This is a genomic window from Cupriavidus sp. 01L46, from assembly GCF_056399905.1.
Map to the genome: position 1 here is coordinate 1 of NZ_JBFTSF010000136.1, position 15,997 is coordinate 15,997.

General features: G+C 67.6%; 15 protein-coding genes. 4 read left to right on the forward strand and 11 right to left on the reverse strand.

Going from position 1 to position 15,997, the window contains the following annotated elements:
• Window positions 1-725, forward strand: a 725-nt coding sequence (locus AC1DS3_RS22535; protein WP_477127977.1) for a LysR substrate-binding domain-containing protein, incomplete at its 5' end; no start/stop codon positions are given.
• Between the two features lie 25 nt (window positions 726-750).
• On the opposite strand, the gene AC1DS3_RS22540 is transcribed toward AC1DS3_RS22535, so the two are convergent.
• From AC1DS3_RS22540 to AC1DS3_RS22575, 8 genes are all read right to left on the reverse strand, one after another.
• Window positions 751-2,211: a hypothetical protein gene (locus AC1DS3_RS22540; protein ID WP_477127978.1), complete on the reverse strand. Its 1,461-nt coding sequence runs from the start codon at window positions 2,209-2,211 to the stop codon at window positions 751-753.
• Window positions 2,208-2,753, reverse strand: coding sequence for an RNA polymerase sigma factor (locus AC1DS3_RS22545; protein ID WP_441633535.1), 546 nt, complete (start codon window positions 2,751-2,753; stop codon window positions 2,208-2,210). Before AC1DS3_RS22545 ends, AC1DS3_RS22540 begins: the two co-directional genes overlap by 4 nt.
• 173 nt (window positions 2,754-2,926) lie before the next feature.
• Window positions 2,927-4,720, reverse strand: coding sequence for a vWA domain-containing protein (locus tag AC1DS3_RS22550; protein ID WP_477127979.1), 1,794 nt, complete (start codon window positions 4,718-4,720; stop codon window positions 2,927-2,929).
• Between the two features lie 129 nt (window positions 4,721-4,849).
• Complete coding sequence (locus AC1DS3_RS22555) at window positions 4,850-5,857, reverse strand: Bug family tripartite tricarboxylate transporter substrate binding protein (protein WP_477127980.1); 1,008 nt, start codon at window positions 5,855-5,857, stop codon at window positions 4,850-4,852.
• A gap of 266 nt (window positions 5,858-6,123) precedes the next feature.
• On the reverse strand, window positions 6,124-7,200 hold the full coding sequence (locus tag AC1DS3_RS22560) for a phosphotransferase (RefSeq protein WP_477127981.1): 1,077 nt from the start codon (window positions 7,198-7,200) through the stop codon (window positions 6,124-6,126).
• A 99-nt stretch (window positions 7,201-7,299) separates the two neighbouring features.
• Window positions 7,300-8,034, reverse strand: coding sequence for a histidine phosphatase family protein (locus tag AC1DS3_RS22565; protein WP_416048032.1), 735 nt, complete (start codon window positions 8,032-8,034; stop codon window positions 7,300-7,302).
• A 96-nt stretch (window positions 8,035-8,130) separates the two neighbouring features.
• Window positions 8,131-8,910, reverse strand: a complete 780-nt coding sequence (locus AC1DS3_RS22570; RefSeq protein ID WP_174422879.1) for an oxepin-CoA hydrolase, alternative type — start codon at window positions 8,908-8,910, stop codon at window positions 8,131-8,133.
• A 92-nt stretch (window positions 8,911-9,002) separates the two neighbouring features.
• Window positions 9,003-10,526, reverse strand: coding sequence for a 3-hydroxyacyl-CoA dehydrogenase (locus tag AC1DS3_RS22575; RefSeq protein ID WP_441633544.1), 1,524 nt, complete (start codon window positions 10,524-10,526; stop codon window positions 9,003-9,005).
• 231 nt (window positions 10,527-10,757) lie between these two features.
• Here AC1DS3_RS22575 and AC1DS3_RS22580 point away from each other — a divergent pair, with 231 nt between their 5' ends.
• Window positions 10,758-11,399, forward strand: coding sequence for a glutathione S-transferase (locus AC1DS3_RS22580; RefSeq protein WP_441633546.1), 642 nt, complete (start codon window positions 10,758-10,760; stop codon window positions 11,397-11,399).
• Window positions 11,400-11,475: 76 nt separating this feature from the next.
• Here the strand turns inward: AC1DS3_RS22580 and AC1DS3_RS22585 are convergent, their stop codons facing one another.
• Together AC1DS3_RS22585 and AC1DS3_RS22590 are read right to left on the reverse strand one after the other, a co-directional pair.
• The gene (locus AC1DS3_RS22585; RefSeq protein WP_441633548.1) at window positions 11,476-12,663 is read right to left on the reverse strand and encodes a pyridoxal phosphate-dependent aminotransferase; all 1,188 of its coding nucleotides are present in this window, start codon (window positions 12,661-12,663) and stop codon (window positions 11,476-11,478) included.
• A 54-nt stretch (window positions 12,664-12,717) separates the two neighbouring features.
• Window positions 12,718-13,239: a putative toxin-antitoxin system toxin component, PIN family gene (locus AC1DS3_RS22590; RefSeq protein ID WP_441633550.1), complete on the reverse strand. Its 522-nt coding sequence runs from the start codon at window positions 13,237-13,239 to the stop codon at window positions 12,718-12,720.
• A 39-nt stretch (window positions 13,240-13,278) separates the two neighbouring features.
• Here AC1DS3_RS22590 and yaaA point away from each other — a divergent pair, with 39 nt between their 5' ends.
• Window positions 13,279-14,064, forward strand: a complete 786-nt coding sequence (gene yaaA, locus AC1DS3_RS22595) for a peroxide stress protein YaaA (protein WP_441633552.1) — start codon at window positions 13,279-13,281, stop codon at window positions 14,062-14,064.
• 92 nt (window positions 14,065-14,156) lie between these two features.
• Complete coding sequence (locus AC1DS3_RS22600; protein ID WP_477127982.1) at window positions 14,157-15,299, forward strand: M14 family metallopeptidase; 1,143 nt, start codon at window positions 14,157-14,159, stop codon at window positions 15,297-15,299.
• Between the two features lie 84 nt (window positions 15,300-15,383).
• Here the strand turns inward: AC1DS3_RS22600 and AC1DS3_RS22605 are convergent.
• On the reverse strand, window positions 15,384-15,997 hold a 614-nt coding region (locus tag AC1DS3_RS22605; protein WP_477127983.1), incomplete at its 5' end, for a BspC domain-containing protein.

The window sequence follows — 15,997 nt, forward strand, 5'->3', positions numbered from 1 at the left end:
CCGAAGTGCGCACGGCCCTGCAATCCTTTGCCCGCACCTTGCAGGACACGCCGCATTTCGATCCGGCGGCCACGGTGCGCCGCTTCACCATCGGCATGCGCGATGCGCTGGAGTCCACCCTGCTGCCGCCCCTGATGGCGCGCGTGACAGCAGTGGCGCCGCAGGTGGAGATCGCGGCGATCCGCTTTGACCGGCGCGAAATGGAGTCGGAACTGCTGGCCGGCACGCTCGACGCGGCAATCGATATCCTGCTGCCGGTGTCACCTGCCATCCATCACGCGCCCTTCATGGCCGACCCGATGGTGGTGCTGGCCCGCCGCGACCATCCGCTGATGAAGAAGGAGCTGACCCTGGAGCGCTACCTGGCCGCCGAGCATGTGCACGTGTCGTCGCGCCGGCGCGGGGCCGGCCTGGAGGACCAGGCGCTGCACCGCATGGGCCTGACGCGCCGGGTGCGGTTGCGCTGCCAGCATTACGCCGCGGCCTGCCGGGTGGTGAGCTGCACCGACTTGCTGGCCACGCTGCCGCTGCGCTACGCGCGCATCGCCAACGAGCCGTATGCCAACCGCCTGCTCTCGCTGCCCTTCAAGGTGCCTACGCTGGAACTTCATCTTTACTGGCATGCCGGCGGCGAGAACGATGGCGCCAATCGCTGGCTGCGCGAGCAACTGCTGGCGGTGATCAACTCGCTTGGCGGTGGTGTGGGCGAGGTGGCGCAGGACTGAGCGCGCCCAGCCTCGTCCCCCGCGCCTACCAGGATGCGCTGTCGGGCTGGCGCTCGATGCGCACGGTGGCTGGCGGCAACGTGCTGTCGGCCTGCACCGCGTAGGGCAGCGGCGGCCGGTATTGCGCCGGCACGGCCTGCCATAGCCGCTCGACCCACGCCCTGACCTCGGGACTGGCCGGCGCCGACGCCGTGACACGCAGCGCAAGCTGCGCCCCGGCGACGGGCTCCGCCCCCGACGGGCCGGACAGCAGGCGCTCCACCGCTAGCTGTGGTTCTTCCCGCAAGCTCATCGTCAACGTTCCCAGTCTTTGCACGCGTGCGGCAGGCGCGGGCGCGCGTGCCGCATCGGCCTGCTGCGACGGGCTGGCGCGCAGTGCCAGCCTGGGTGCATCGATGGTGGGCGCCGGCGCCGGTGGGGCGATCGGGGCGATGGGTGCGATCGGGGCTGGCGGCGCCATGGATGCCATGGGTGCCGGGGCACGTACCGCAGGCGCTGCCGCGGCGGCGGGAGGCGCGCCGGCAGAGAGTGAGCCGGTCGTGCCTGCCGCGCTTTCCCTGGGTTCCGATGCACGCTGTTCCGCTAGCCGGTCCGGCTCGCGCGGCGCGGCCTTGGCCTGTGCCTCGGCGGGTGGCGGGCGCAGGGGCTGTGCATTCGCCGTGGCGGGCGGGCTGGCCTGTGCAGGCGCAGGCTGTGCGGCTTGAGCGGCGGCCGGAGGCACTGGCGCGTCCGCGCGCGGCGATGCCGGCTGTCCCGCGGATTCTGCTTGCGGAGCTGGGGCCAGAGCCGGAGCCACCGGCTGCACCGCCGCTTGTGCAACCGGCTTGGCGGGCTCCGCCAGCTTTGCCGTCTTGTTTGCCGCCGTGTMCGCCGTGTTCGCCGCGGGGGCCGGGGCTTGGGCTGGCAACGTGATTTCGCCGCCGCGCAGGTCAAGCTGGCGCATGACGATCTGCAGCGACAAGACGCCCACGCCGAGGGTGGCGGCGAGCGCGCCCAGCGCGGGCCACCAGCGCCGTGCGGGGCGGGCACGGGGCGGCTTGCCGGTTGGTTGTCCGCCTGCGGCTGCTTGCGCGGGCAGCGCCTGTTCACGCAGCCACGCCTGCGCAGCCTCGCTGACAGGCGCCCCAAGCACACTTTGCGGTGCGTCGCCGCGCCGGACTTCCTCCAGCACGGCGTCGCGGCGCGTGGCCTGCGCCGCCTGCATCCGCGCGGCCTGCGCCATGACCGATGCCTGCAATCCCGCCGGCGGCGTGAAATCCAGTTCTTCGTCGTCCGCGGGCGCCTCGGCTTGTTCGGCGTAGGCGCGTACCTTGGCCGGCAGCGAGGCCGGCGGCAGCGGCGCTGGCGCGTTGCGCACGGCCTGCTCGGCACGCGCCGCAGCCATCACCGAGGCCTCCAGCGAGGCGGGCGGTACAAAAGCGGGCAACGCGCGCAGCAATGCCGCGAGCCGGTCCTCGCCGGCGATGAAGCGTTCGTCCGCGCTCATGGCAGCCGCTCCTGCGACGCCGTGGCCACCAGGTTCTCGCGCAGCCGCGCAAAGGCGTAGCGCAGCCGGCTCTTGATGGTCTCGAACTTCTCGCCCAGCGTCAGGGCGATGTCCTCCACGCTCATCTCGTTGAAGAAGCGCAGCACGATCACCTCGCGCTGCGCCGCCGGCAGCGCCAGCAGCGCTTGCCGCACGCTCTGCAGGTTCTGCCGCAACTGCGCCTCGGCCTCGGGGCTGAGGTCGTCGACAGGCATGGCGAGGTGCGTCTCGTCGAGCGTGTCGCGCTGGCGCTCGTAGGCGCCGCGCAACTGGTCCAGCCAGGTATTGCGCGCGATCTGGAACAGGAAGGTGCGCAGGGCCGCGCTGGGCTGGTAGTCCGCACAGCGGGTCATCAGCTTKACCCAGGTCTTCTGGGCCACGTCCTCGGCCTCGCCGGTGTTGCCCTGGCAAAGCCAGGCCACGTAGTTGTACAGCGCCGCGTTGTGGCGGCGGAACAGCTCGGCCACCGGTTGCTCGATCAGGCCGTTGGCGACCAGCAGCATCAGGTCGGTATCCGGCAGTGCGGACAGTCCGGCAGAGGGTGGGGATGGCGGGGCGCCAGGTGAGGAGGCATGCATGCGCGGGAGTATATGACAGCCCCGCGCGCCGCTGCGAGTGGCTGTCCGTGCCGGGTGCCTGCGCGCGGGCAACACGGCGGATGGTGGGCAAGGCGGCCTCAGCGTGGCGGCTCCCTGGCAGGCTCGCCGCCTTGTGCCAGCGGTGCGCGCGTCGACAGGGCCTGTGCCAGGTCGACCAGCTTGATGAATTCGCCGCGGTAGCCAAAGCGGTCGGTGCCGCGCGCGCCGAGCGCCAGGGTGCGCGCGTCGGCGTAGGTCCAGCCGTTGACATGATTGCCGCCACGCAGTACCTGGCCGAAGCCGGCTACCGCCGCGGCGAAGCGGAAAGCGTCGTCGGCCTGCGCCAGCGGCCGCACCGCGCTGTCCCGCACGGGCAGGTCGATCAGCTCGCTGGCTTGCGCCTGCGGCAGCTTGTAGCGCAGCTTGATGTGGGCCAGCTCGCCAGCGGTGCCCTTGCCCGGCTGGGCGGCGGGGCTGGCCGGCTGGTAGCGCAGCGGGTCGATCAGGCCGGGCTGGCCCGCCAGCGTCAGCTCATAGAGCGCTGTCACGGTGTGGCCGGCGCCGATGTCGCCGGCGTCGACCTGGTCGTTGTTGAAATCCTCGCGCTTGAGCGCGCGGTTTTCATAGCCGATCAGGCGGTATTCCTTGACCGTGGCGGGGTTGAACTCGACCTGGATCTTGACGTCGCGCGCCACTGTCKCCAGCGTGGAGCTGAACTCTTCCACCAGCACCTTCTGGCCTTCCATCAGGTTGTCGATGTACGAGTAGGCGCCGTCGCCCGCGTCGGCCAGCTGCTCCATCAGCTGGTMGTTGTAGTTGCCGGTGCCAAAGCCCAGCGTGGACAGCGAAACGCCGGACTTGCGCTTCTCCGCGACCAGGGCCTTGAGCTGGCGGAAGTCGGTGATGCCCACATTGAAGTCGCCATCGGTGGCTAGCAGCACGCGGTTGATGCCGCCCGCGATAAAGCTCTGCTGCGCGGCCTGGTAGGCCAGCGCGATGCCGCTCGCGCCGGCGGTCGAGCCGCCCGCGACCAGGGAGTCGATGGCCGACGAGATGGTCGCCTTGTCGCTGCCTGAGGTCGGCGGCAGCACCACGCGCGTGCCGCTGGCGTAGGTCACCAGCGTGATGCGGTCCTGCGCGCGCAGCACGTTGGTCAGAAGCTTGAGCGAGGACTTCAGCAGCGGCAGCTTGTCGGGCGAATACATCGACCCCGACACATCGACCAGGAAGACCAGGTTGGCTGGCGGCAGGCTGTCGCGCGCCGCGTCGGCTGCCTTGATGCCGATGCGCAGCAGCACGTTGCGCGCTTGCCATGGCGCGGGCGCGGCGTCAGCGTGCACGGCAAAGGGGCGGCCGTCGCGCGGCTGCGCGTAGTCGTACGGGAAGTAGTTGACCATCTCCTCCACGCGCACCGCGTCGGCCGGCGGCAGGCGGCCGGCATTGAGCAGGCGGCGCACATTGCTGTAGCTGCCGGTGTCGACGTCGATGCTGAAGGTGGAGACTGGCGCTTGTGCTACCTGCTGCACGCCGTTCTCGTCGATGGCGCCATAGCGCTCACGGTCTGGCCCGGGCTGCGGCTGCGGGTAGGGCATGGGGCGTGCCATCAGGGTCATGGGCGCCGCAGGCATGGTGCGCATGGCAGGCGCGCGTGCATTGGCCACGGCGCCGGCGACCGCCTCCTTGGCGGCAGACGAGGTGTCGCGCGCCTCTGCCATGGGTACGGTGGGCACGGGAGCGGCCGGGGCAACTGGGGGTGGCGCCACCGGCTGCGTGGCTGGTGCCGCGTTGTCGGCGCGCGCGGGCAAATCCGGCGGGGTAGGGGCGGTGGTGGAATGACCACCGCAGGCGGCCACCGCAAAGGCAATGGCCAAGGCTCCCAAGCGCTTAAGCATGTTCTTTTCTCCTGAAGGGCCGCGCCGGCGATGCCGGCGGCAGGGCGCTGTCAGTGAAACGAGGCAGCCTGGCGCATGGGGTTAAGCGCGATCAAAAAAAGTCAGAACTTGCCAGGACCCGCGTGTGGGTCAGTCGAGCCGGATGTCGGCCTGCTTCACCACGGTTGCCCAGCGCGCACGCTMGGCGCTGAAGAACTTGTTGGTTTCCGGCGGCGTCATGGTCACCACTTCCGCACCCTGGCCGGCGAGCTGCGCGCGCACTTCCGGCGAGCGGATGATGCGGATCAGTTCGCTGCTGATGCGCGCGACCAGCGCATCGGGCATGCCCGCCGGCGCCATCACGCCTTGCCAGGTGCCAGACTCGAAGCCCGGCACCCCTTGCTCGGCAATGGTCGGCACTTGCCCCACCAGCGGCATGCGCGTCTTCTTGGACACCGCGATCACCTTCAGCTTGCCGGCCTGCACCTGGGGCAGCGTTGCCAGCATGCCGTTCATCAGCACCTGGGCGGTGCCGCCCACGGTATCGGCCACCGCTTGCGCACCGCCTTTGTATGGCACGTACTGCCACTTGGCGCCGGTAGCCTGCGCCACCGCCACGCCCGCCAGGTGCGGCGCGCTGCCGATGGCAGTCACGGCGAAGTTGAGCTGGGTGCGCTTGGACAGGTCCACCAGTTCCTTGAGGTTGCTGACCTGCACCGAGGGATGGACCACCAGCAAATGCGGCGAATACGCCAGCATGGAAACGCCCTTCAGGTCCTTGCCCGGATCGAACGTGAGTTTGGTGTAGACGGACGGGCTGATGGCCAGCGCGCCGACATCGCACAGCAGCAACGTGTGATTGTMAGTGCCGGCCTGCGCGACCATGGCGGCGCCGATATTGCCGTTGGCGCCCGGGCGGTTGTCCACCACGATGGGTTGGCCGAGGGCTTCGCCGAGCTGGCGGCTGATCAGGCGGGCGATGATGTCGGAGGAGCCGCCGGCGGGATAGGGGACAACCAGCCGGATCGGGCGAGTAGGCCAGTCGGCGGCTTTCGCCGGGGACGACAGCAGCGTGCCGGCTGCGCCGAGGCTACCCAGCGTGGCGGTTGCGCCCAGGGTCGAAAGTTGGGTCAGGAAGGTGCGGCGGCTGCTTGRCATTGGCGTTGTCTCCGGTTTTGTATTAGTTGTATCTGTTGTATGTTGTCGTATGTGTTGGATCATAGCCGGAAGTCCTGAGCGGGTCCAGGGTATTTTCTGACAGGATTCCAGGCGTGACGGATGGCGAACCTGGCGCGAATCGCAGTGAGGTTGTTGCCGAAAACAGGGCTACAGATCAGCTGATACGATAACTTGCCCCGTAAAAAAACCTCTTCCCCGCGATGGGGAAAGAGGTTTCCTGATGAACCCGGCGAAGCGCCAGCTTGTTATTGCTTTGCCTTCTTTGCGTACTCCCAGCCCATTTCCGCCATCGGCCGGGCACGCTTTCCGGCATCCGCGGCCTGCGCGGAGGAAGCCGTTCCGTCCACCACGCGCTTCATGATCCCCTGCAGGATGCCGGCAATCCGGAACATGCTGAACGCCAGGTAGAAATTCCAGTCGCCGGTGATCGGCCGGCCGGTGCGTTGCTCGTAGGTGCGGCGGTACGTGGCCTCGTCAGGGATGCCAAGCCCGGCATGGTCCAGGCCAGCGATGCCGCGGAACTGTCCCGGGGCAATGTGCCAGCTCATGCAGTGGTAGCCGAAGTCGGCCATCGGGTGCCCCAGCGTGGACAGTTCCCAGTCGAGCACGGCCAGCACGCGCGGCTCGGTGGGGTGGAACATGAGGTTATCCAGCCGGTAGTCGCCATGCACGATGGACGTGAGATCGGCATCTTCCTGCGGAATATGMTCGGGCAGCCAGGCCATCAGCGAGTCCATGGCCGGGATGCTCTCGGTCTCGGACAGCTTGTACTGCTTGGTCCAGCGCTCGATCTGGCGCGAGAAGTAGTTGCCCGGCTTGCCGTAGTCGCCCAGGCCGATGGCCTTGTAGTCGACGGTGTGCAGCGCGGAGATGACGCGGTTCATCTCGTCGTAGATGGCGGCGCGTTCGGCCGGCGTCATGTCGGGCAGCGACTGGTCCCACAGCACGCGGCCGGCGACGAACTCCATGATGTAGAAGGCGCGGCCGATCACGGCTTCGTCTTCGCACAGCGCGTACATCCTGGCCACCGGCACATCGGTGCCGGCCAGCGCGGCCATCACGCGGTATTCGCGCTCGATGGCGTGGGCCGAAGGCAGCAGCTTGGACTTGGGGCCCGGCTTGGCGCGCATCACGTAGGTCTGGCCCGGCGTGATCAGCTTGAAGGTGGGGTTGGACTGGCCGCCCTTGAACTGCTCGATGGAGAGCGGGCCGGCAAAGCCGGCAACATGCTCGCGCATCCAGGCTTCCAGCGCGGCCAGGTCAAAGCGTTGCTGATCGGCCACCTCGCGGGTGCCTTCGAAATTCGAAACGTTGGTGCTCATGCTGTCTCCGTGTTTTCGGTATGTTCCGGGTTTTCCGAGATTCGATTACGTCTATCTTGTCTGTCTTGTCTGATTTATCTCTATCTCTGTGCGGCGCGGCTAGCTGGCCGGCCCGCGCAGGTCGCGAAAGCGCAGGTATTGATGCAGCAACACTTCCATGGTGGTGTGGCGCGACCCGCTGTGCACGGGCGTGGGCGGCGAGTAATTCATCATGCGCACCACCCAGTCCAGCGGATCGTCGCCAACGTCCAGCACGTTGATGCAGCCGGCGGTTTGCATCAGGCTGCCGTAGAACACGCGGCGCCCGCAGGTGATGGCGTGGGAGAGGATGGCCCGGTTGGTGCCGCCATGCAGGACCAGCAGGGCGGTGTCCCAGTTCGGGTCGTCGCGCAGGCGGCGCAGCGCGGGCAGCACGCGGTCGAGGAATTCGCCCACGCTTTCGCCGTCGAGGAAGCGCTTGTCTTCAGGCACTTCGCCTTCAAAGGCGCCGATAAAGGCGTCGCGCAGCTTGTCGTCGCTGATGCCTTGCAGCTTGCCGCCGCGGATTTCCTGTAGTTCGGGCCAGGTTTCCATCGCGGCATCGGCCATGCCGGGCAACTCTGCCAGCACGCGCTCGGCGGTTTCCACCGTGCGCGGCAGCCCGCTGACGATGATGCGGTCGAAGCGGATGTTCTCGGCGGCAAAGGCGCGGCCGGCCGCGCTGGCCTGTTCGCGCCCGGTCTCGTTGAGCGGCACCAGCTCGGGCAGCGCAGGGCGCCCGGTCTCGTCGAAGTAGGTCACCGCGCCATGGCGCATCAGGTAGACGCGGCGGCGGGGCGAGGGCGGCAATTCCATGCAAGTCTCCGGTGCTTGTGCTTCTGTGCCCGTCTGCGCGGGCATCGTTGGCGTGGCAATGCGAGGCCGGGTGCGCGCGTTGGCGAGCCCGGCGGCTCAGCGGTAGTTCGGCTTGCGCTTTTCCAGGAAGGCGCCGATGCCTTCGCCTCCATCCTTGTGATGCAGCGCGGCCACGAAATTGTCGCGTTCTTCCGCCAGGTGCTCGGTCAGGCTGGCGGTGGCGGCGTGGTTGATCAGGCCTTTGATGCGGCCCATGGCGTGCGGCGAGCGCGTGGCCAGCGATTCGCCCAGGCGCAGCGCTTCGGTCAGCGCCTGGCCGGGCGGCACCACGCGGTTGACCAGCCCGAAATGGGCCAGGCGCGCGGCATCCACGGGCTTGCCTTCCATGATCAGTTCGGAGGCGAGCTGGCGGGGCAGGGCGCGGGCCAGCTCGTACGAGCCGCCGCCGTCAGGCGTCAGGCCAACATTGACGTAGGCCATCACGAACTTGGCGTCGCTGGCGGCCACCACGAAATCGCAGGCGAGCACCAGCGAGAAGCCGGCGCCCGCCGCGGGGCCTTCCACGGCGGCGATGATCGGCTTGGGAAAGGCATGCAGCGTTTCAATCCAGTGGTTCAGGACTTCAATGCTCTCGGCTTGCACCTCGCGCGGCTTGGCGCGGTTGCCGAGCAGGCGGTTGAGGTTGCCGCCGGCGCAGAACACGCCGTCGGCCCCGGTGATCACCACCGCGCGGATTTCGTCGTCGCGCGAGGCCAGCTCAAGCGCTTCCTGCGAGGCCGCGTAGATGTCCGGATGCAGCGCGTTGCGTGCCTCGGGGTTCGAGATGGTCAGCACCAGGGTGGTGTCGACGCGTTCGGATAGCAGCTGTGCGGTCATGGCAGCCTGTGCGGATGAGCGAATGCAACGATGCAACGCGGTGTCGGATACGAAACGACCGCAGGCCAAAAAACAGCCTGCGGTCGCGGTTCTTACTGCTCTTCGGCCAGCAGCGACAGCCCGAGGCCGGCGCGGCGCCAGAGCCACGGGCTGGGGCGGTAGCGCATGTCGCCGGTCAGTCGTTCGAGGTTGCGCAGCACGGTCAGCACCAGGTGCGGGCCGATCACGTCGCCCAGCGCCAGCGGGCCCTTGGGGTAGCCCAGGCCGAGGTTGACGGCGAGGTCGATATCCACCGGCGTGGCAATGCGCTGCTGCGCGATGTCGCTGGCGATGTTCACGATGCAGCTGATGATGCGCTGGGCCACGAAGCCGGCCGAGTCGCGGATCACGGTCACGGGCACGCCGTCGCTGCCGAACACGCCGTGCGCGCCATCGCGCATGGCGGCTGACGTGGCTGGCGTGGACATCAGCGTGCGGCGCTTGGTGGCTTCGAACGGCAGCAGCGTGTCGATGGCGACCACGCGGGTGGGATCCAGGCCCTCATGCAGGGCGCAGGTGGTGGCGTCCAGCCCCAGCGGCGTGACCACGATCAGGGCGTCGTCCGAGGGCCGGTTGCCGGCTTCGGGCGTGATGCCCAGCGAGAGCAGCAGCTTGACGACCATGCCATGGCCGCGTTCGTCGTTAAGGCTGACCCAGACGCTGGCCGGGCGCGCGGTGGGCACGGCGGCGGTGGCGGGCAGCTGCTTCTGGCCGTCGACATAGCGGTAGAAACCGGCGCCGGCCTTGCGGCCGATCAGGCCGCCCACCGAGCGGATCGCCGTGATGGGCGACGGGCGGTAGCGCGGCTCCTGGTAGAACTGGTTGTAGATGGATTCCATCACCGGGTGCGAMACGTCGAGCCCGGTCAGGTCCATCAGCTCGAAGGGGCCCATGCGAAAGCCGGCCTGCTCGCGCATGATGGCGTCGATGTCAGCGAACCCGGCCACGCCTTCCTGCGCCACCTTCAGGCCTTCGATGTTCATGCCGCGGCCGGCGTGATTGACGATGAAGCCGGGCATGTCCTTGCAGCGCACCGGCGTGTGACCCAGGCGGCGCGACAGCGCCATCAGCGCGTCTCCCACGGCGGGGTCGCCGGACAGGCCGTCGATCACCTCGACCACCTTCATCAGCGGCACCGGATTGAAGAAGTGGTAGCCGGCGATGCGGCCAGGTTGCTTGGCGCCCACCGCGATCGCGGTGATCGACAGCGACGACGTGTTGGAGGCAATCACGGCATCCGGACGCAGGATGGCTTCGAGCTTGGCCACCAGGTCGCGCTTGACTTCGAGCTTTTCGACGATGGCCTCGAGCACCATATCGCAGCGGGCCAGGTCTTCCAGCGCATTGCAGGGCAGCACGCGGGCCAGCGCGGCGGCGCCGTCCTCGGCGCTCATCTTGCCCTTTTCGGCCAGCTTGGCGAAGGTATCCTGCAGGTATTGCCGGGCGGCGGCCACGGCCTGCGGGTTGGTATCGTACAGGCTGACGGTCAGCCCGGCCTGCGCGGCGATCTGGGCAATGCCCCGGCCCATGGCACCGGTGCCGACGATGCCCAGCGAGTCAATGGTGAAAGTGCTCATAGTGCGTCCAGAAAAGTGTGGTTAAATTAGCACGATCGTACGTTTTTTGCATCATCCGCGACAGTGGGGCGATGCAGGCGGCGTGCGCTGATCGGCCAACGCGGACCGCCAGAGTCTGTCATGGCACACAATACCTGCTTGCCTGTGTGTGGGCAGGGTACCTTAGCCCCTGATTTCATCGCGATCCACCCGGTGGGTTGCCAATCACGCCATAACGAGGAGAGAGACGACATGCTGAAACTCTGTGGTTTTGCCGCCAGCAACTACTACAACAAGGTCAAGCTGGCCTTGCTGGAAAAGAACCTGCCGTTCGAGGAGGAGCTGGCCTGGATCGGCAAGACCGATCTCGAAGCCACGCCCCTGGGCAAGGTGCCCTACATGATCACCGATCACGGCCCGCTATGCGAGTCCGAAGTATTGGACGCCTACATCGAGGCGACCTACCCGCAAGCGCCGCTGCTGCCCGCCAGCCCTTACGAGGCGGCCAAGGTGCGCGAACTGGTGACCTTCCTGGAGCTGTACCTGGAGCTGACCGCGCGCGAGCTTTACCCTGAAGCGTTTTTCGGCGGCAAGGTCAGCGACGGCGTCAAGGAGCGCCAGAAAAAGCTGCTGGAGCGCTATATCCCCGCCTTCGCCAAGCTGGCGAAGTTCTCGCCCTACCTGGCGGGCGACACCTTTACGCTGGCGGACTGCGCCGCGGTGGTGCACTTCCCGCTGATCTCGTCTTGCACCAAGATCATCTACGGTGCGGACATGCTGGCCGACCTGCCGGTCAAGGAGTACCTCAAGCGCATGTCGGAGCGCCCGACAGTGCAGAAGGTGAATGAGGACCGCAAGGCGAATACCGAGCTGATGCTGAGCGGCCGGAAGTAAGCGAAGGGTTTGCACAAGGCAAAAAAAAGCGCCCGCGGCATGCCGCGGGCGCTTTTTTCGTTGGCCAAGGCGTTGCCTACAGCGTCTTCAACCGCGCCAGCGCCAGCGCCAGCGTCTCTTCCTTCTTGGCAAAGCAGAAGCGCACCACGCCGGACTCGCGCGGCTGCGAGTAGAAGGCCGAGACGGGAATCGCCGCCACGCCGATCTCGCGCGTAAGCCACATCGAGAAATCCGCCTCGCTCATGTCCGAGATGGCGGAGTAGTCCACGCACTGGAAGTAGGTGCCGTCCGACGGCAGCAGCTTGAAGCGCGTGGTGGCCAGCCCGGCGCGGAAGAAATCGCGCTTGGCCTGGTAGAAGGCCGCCAGGTCCAGGTAGGGCGCCGGGTCCGCCATGTAGTCGGCCAGGCCATGCTGCACCGGGGTGTTCACCGTGAACACATTGAACTGGTGCACCTTGCGGAACTCGGCCGAGAGCGCGGCCGGCGCTGCCACATAGCCCACTTTCCAGCCAGTCACGTGGTAGGTCTTGCCGAAGCTCGACACCACGAAGCTGCGGCGTGCCAGCTCGGGGTGACGCGATACCGACTGGTGCGGCTGGCCGTCGAACACCATGTGCTCGTACACCTCGTCCGACAGCAGCAGGATGTCGGTGCCCGCCAGCAGTTCGGCGAGGCGATCCATGTCGCCGGCGCGCCAGATGGTGCCGGTGGGGTTGTGCGGCGTGTTGATCAGCAGCATCCGCGTGCGCGGCGTGATAGCGGCGGCGAGGCGGTCGAAGGGGATGTGGAAGTGCGGCGCGTCTAGGGCCACCGACACGACCTTGCCACCGGCCATTTCGATCGCTGGGATGTAGCTGTCGTAGCAGGGTTCCAGCACGATCACTTCATCGCCCGGATGCACGGCGCACAGGATGGTGGTCAGGATGCCCTGGGTGGCGCCCGCGGTGACCGTGATCTCGCTGTCCCAGTCGTAGGCATGGCCGTACAGCTTGCCGATCTTGCTGGCGATGGCCTGGCGCAGCTTGGGCACGCCCGCCATCGGCGGGTACTGGTTCAGGCCAGCGCGCATGGCGTGCGCGACGGCATCGACGATCTTCGGGTCGCAGTCGAAATCCGGGAAGCCCTGGCCGAGGTTGACGGCATTGCGCTCGGCGGCCAGCGCCGACATCACGGTAAAGATGGTGGTGCCGACCTTGGGCAGGCGCGAAGCCGGCGGCGTGAGGGGAGCAAGGGTGCCGGGCTGGGCGGAAAGGTTCGTGGGCATGGGAAGCTGCGTCAGGCTGGGCGGTCGGGATGGGCGGAAAACGATGCTGGCATTCTAGCGGGGATCGGCCGGCGCCTGTGCCGCGGCCTCCTCGCGCGTGGCCAGCCAGCTGGCGAAGGCCTGGGGCAGCAGGATATCCACGCCGCTCTGGCGGCGTAGGCGGCCCTTGAGCTTGAGCACGGCCTTGTCCTTGGAGACCAGGCAGCCGGCCTGGGCAAAGTGCGCCAGCTCGATGAACTTCTGGTCATCGGTATCGCGGCAGCGCGGCAGGCGGGCTGCCGCGATATCGGCTTCTTCCGGGATGGCAAGGAGGGCGGTCAGCCGGTCGACCGTGGCCATGGCGGCGGGAATATCGACGCCAAAATGGGCAAATTGCGGATAAGCCAGCACTCGGCGCAACTCCTCGCGGCAATCGGCGCGGATCACCGCGGCAATGGCGCCGGTGTCCAGGGCGGTCCGGATCGGCTCGACGTGCGGATCCGCAAAGACCAGCAGGTCGACCCAGATGTTGGAGTCGAGCACGACCCGCGGTGCCAGCGGGGAATTGAGGGGTACTGCGGTAGAGTCGGGGTGCATTCGTTACAATCTGGCCTTTGTGTTTGCCGCGATTTTGCCATGCTCATCGTCTTGTCCCCTGCCAAGTCGCTCGACTACGAGACGCCCCCGCGTCTGAAGACCCATACGCTGCCCCGTTTTATCGACCGTTCGGCGGTGTTGATCGAGCGTCTGCGCAAGCTCGCGCCGCAGGATATCGGGGCGCTGATGGACATCTCCGACAAGCTCGCGGTGCTCAACGCCACCCGCTACGGCGACTGGTCGCCGGAATTTACCGCGGCCAACAGCAAGCAGGCCGTGCTCGCCTTCAACGGCGATGTGTACGAGGGGTTCGACGCGGCCAGCCTGTCGGACGATGACCTTGGCTTCGCGCAGAAGCATGTGCGCATCCTGTCCGGCCTGTACGGCGTGCTGCGCCCGCTCGACCGGATGCAGCCCTACCGGCTGGAGATGGGCACGCGCCTGGACAACGTGGCGGGCAAGGATCTCTATGCGTTCTGGGGCGATGACGTCACGCAGCTGCTCAACGAAGACTTCAAGGCGCAGAAGGCAGACGGCAGCCCGGCCCTGGTCAACCTGGCCTCCGAGGAATACTTCAAGGTGGTGCGTCCCAAGGTGCTTGGCGCCAGGATCGTCACCCCGGTGTTCGAGGACTGGAAGGGCGGCCGCTACAAGATCATTTCCTTCCACGCCAAGCGGGCGCGCGGCTTCATGGCCCGCTACGCGGTAACGCATCGCATCACCGAGCCGGCCAAGCTCAAGCGTTTTGCCGAGCATGGCTATGCCTTTGATGCCGCGGCATCCGACGACGCGCGCTGGGTCTTCCGCCGCCGCCTGGAAGACTGACGCACGCTGCTCCGGCTACGCCCTATCGCCCCCGAACCCAGCCAGGGATGGCCCACAGGCATCCCGGCCCGAACCCTCCGAGATGCCACATCATGAGTTCAGCCCTGCATATTTCCGCCAGCTTCGATTCGGGCGCCATTGAAGTCGAATCGCTTGCGCAAGCGAGCGACATCCGCCTGCGCATCCGGGCCGACTCGCACGCAGAGTTCCGCCAGTGGTTCCATTTCCGGCTGCAGGGCGCGGCTGGCCAGGCATGCCGCCTGCAGTTCCTCAATGCCGGCGACTGCACCTACCCCGACGGCTGGCGCGGCTACCAGGCCGTGGCCTCCTATGACCGCGCGCACTGGTTCCGCGTGCCGACCAGCTTCGATGGCAGCGCCATGACGGTGGCCTTCACGCCCGAGCATGACAGCGTGTGGCTGGCCTACTTCGAGCCGTACTCCGAGGACCGCCACCTGTCCCTGCTGGCCACCTGCCAGCGTTCGCCGCTGGCGCGGCTGTCGCACCTGGGCAGCACGGTGGACGGCCGCGACATGACCGCGGTCACGGTCGGCACGCCCGGCGACGGCAAGAAGGTCATCTGGATGATCGCGCGCCAGCATCCCGGCGAATCCATGGCGGAATGGTTCTGCGAGGGCGTGCTGCAGCGCCTGACGGGCACCGGCATGTGGGCCGGCGACCMGGTGGCGCGCCGCCTGCTGGAGCGCGCCGTGTTCCATATCGTGCCGAACATGAACCCCGACGGCTCGGCGCGCGGCAACCTGCGCACCAATGCGGCCGGCGCCAACCTCAACCGCGAATGGATGGCCCCCAGCGAGCAGACCAGCCCGGAGGTGTATCACGTGCGCCGTGCCATCGAGGCTACCGGTTGCGACATGTTCTTCGACATCCATGGCGACGAGGCCCTGCCCTATAACTTCGTCGCCGGCAGCGAGATGCTGCCCGGCTTTACCGAGGTGCAGAAGGTCGAGCAACTGCGTTTCATCGACGCGTTCAAGCGCGCCACGCCGGACTTCCAGGACGTGCACGGCTACGCTGCCAGCAAGTACAACCAGGACGCGCTCAAACTGGCCTCGAAGTACATCGGCCATACCTTTGGCTGCCTGTCGCTGACGCTGGAGATGCCGTTCAAGGACAATGCCGACCAGCCCGATCCGGCCGTGGGCTGGAACGGCGCGCGCAGCGCCCTGCTGGGCGCGGCGATGCTGCAGGCGGTGCTGGCGCAACTGGGCTGAGGACGTGACAAGGCACCTGGCCGCCGTCTGGACGGGCCAGGTGCAGGGCGGCCCCAACCGGGGCTAGAAGCGCCCGGGCAGGCCTCAGTGCGACTTCTTGGTGGCCGACTTGCCGGTGGCCTTGCTGGTCTTGGCGCCGCCGCTCTTGGCCGTCGGCTTGCTGCTGCCCGACTTGGACGAGGAGGTCGACTTAGTGGCCTTGCCGGAGCCGGACTTGCTCGCCTTGCTGCCCTTGTGGCCCTTGCCGCTGGTGGCATGGCGCGTGCTGTTGCCGCTGCTGCTGCGCACCGCGGGTGCTGCCGCTGGCTCGCTGATCACGGTGCCGCTGCCATCGAGCAATTCATAGGCCAGCATCATGCCGTCGGCATAGCCGCAGCGCACCTTGACCGGTTCCCACTGGGCTTCGGCGCGGCGCTTGTGGGCGGTCGCGGAAAATGTCACCACGGAGCTGACCGGCACCGCTTGCTTGCCTTGCGAGAAGCGGCCGTCCCACGGCTCGACGGTAGCCTGGCCGGCGCCGAGCGCGCCGGTGGGGATCTTCAAGGCGTCGTAGGTGGCCGAGCGGGGCACGACCCAGCTGGCGTGCGCGGCGCAATCCGCCACATCCGCGCTGGCGTTCTCGGTCTGCATCAGTTGCTCGCGCATCTGCGCTCGGTACTCGGCCAGGCTTACTCGGCCTTGCGCGGGCAGGGTCACTC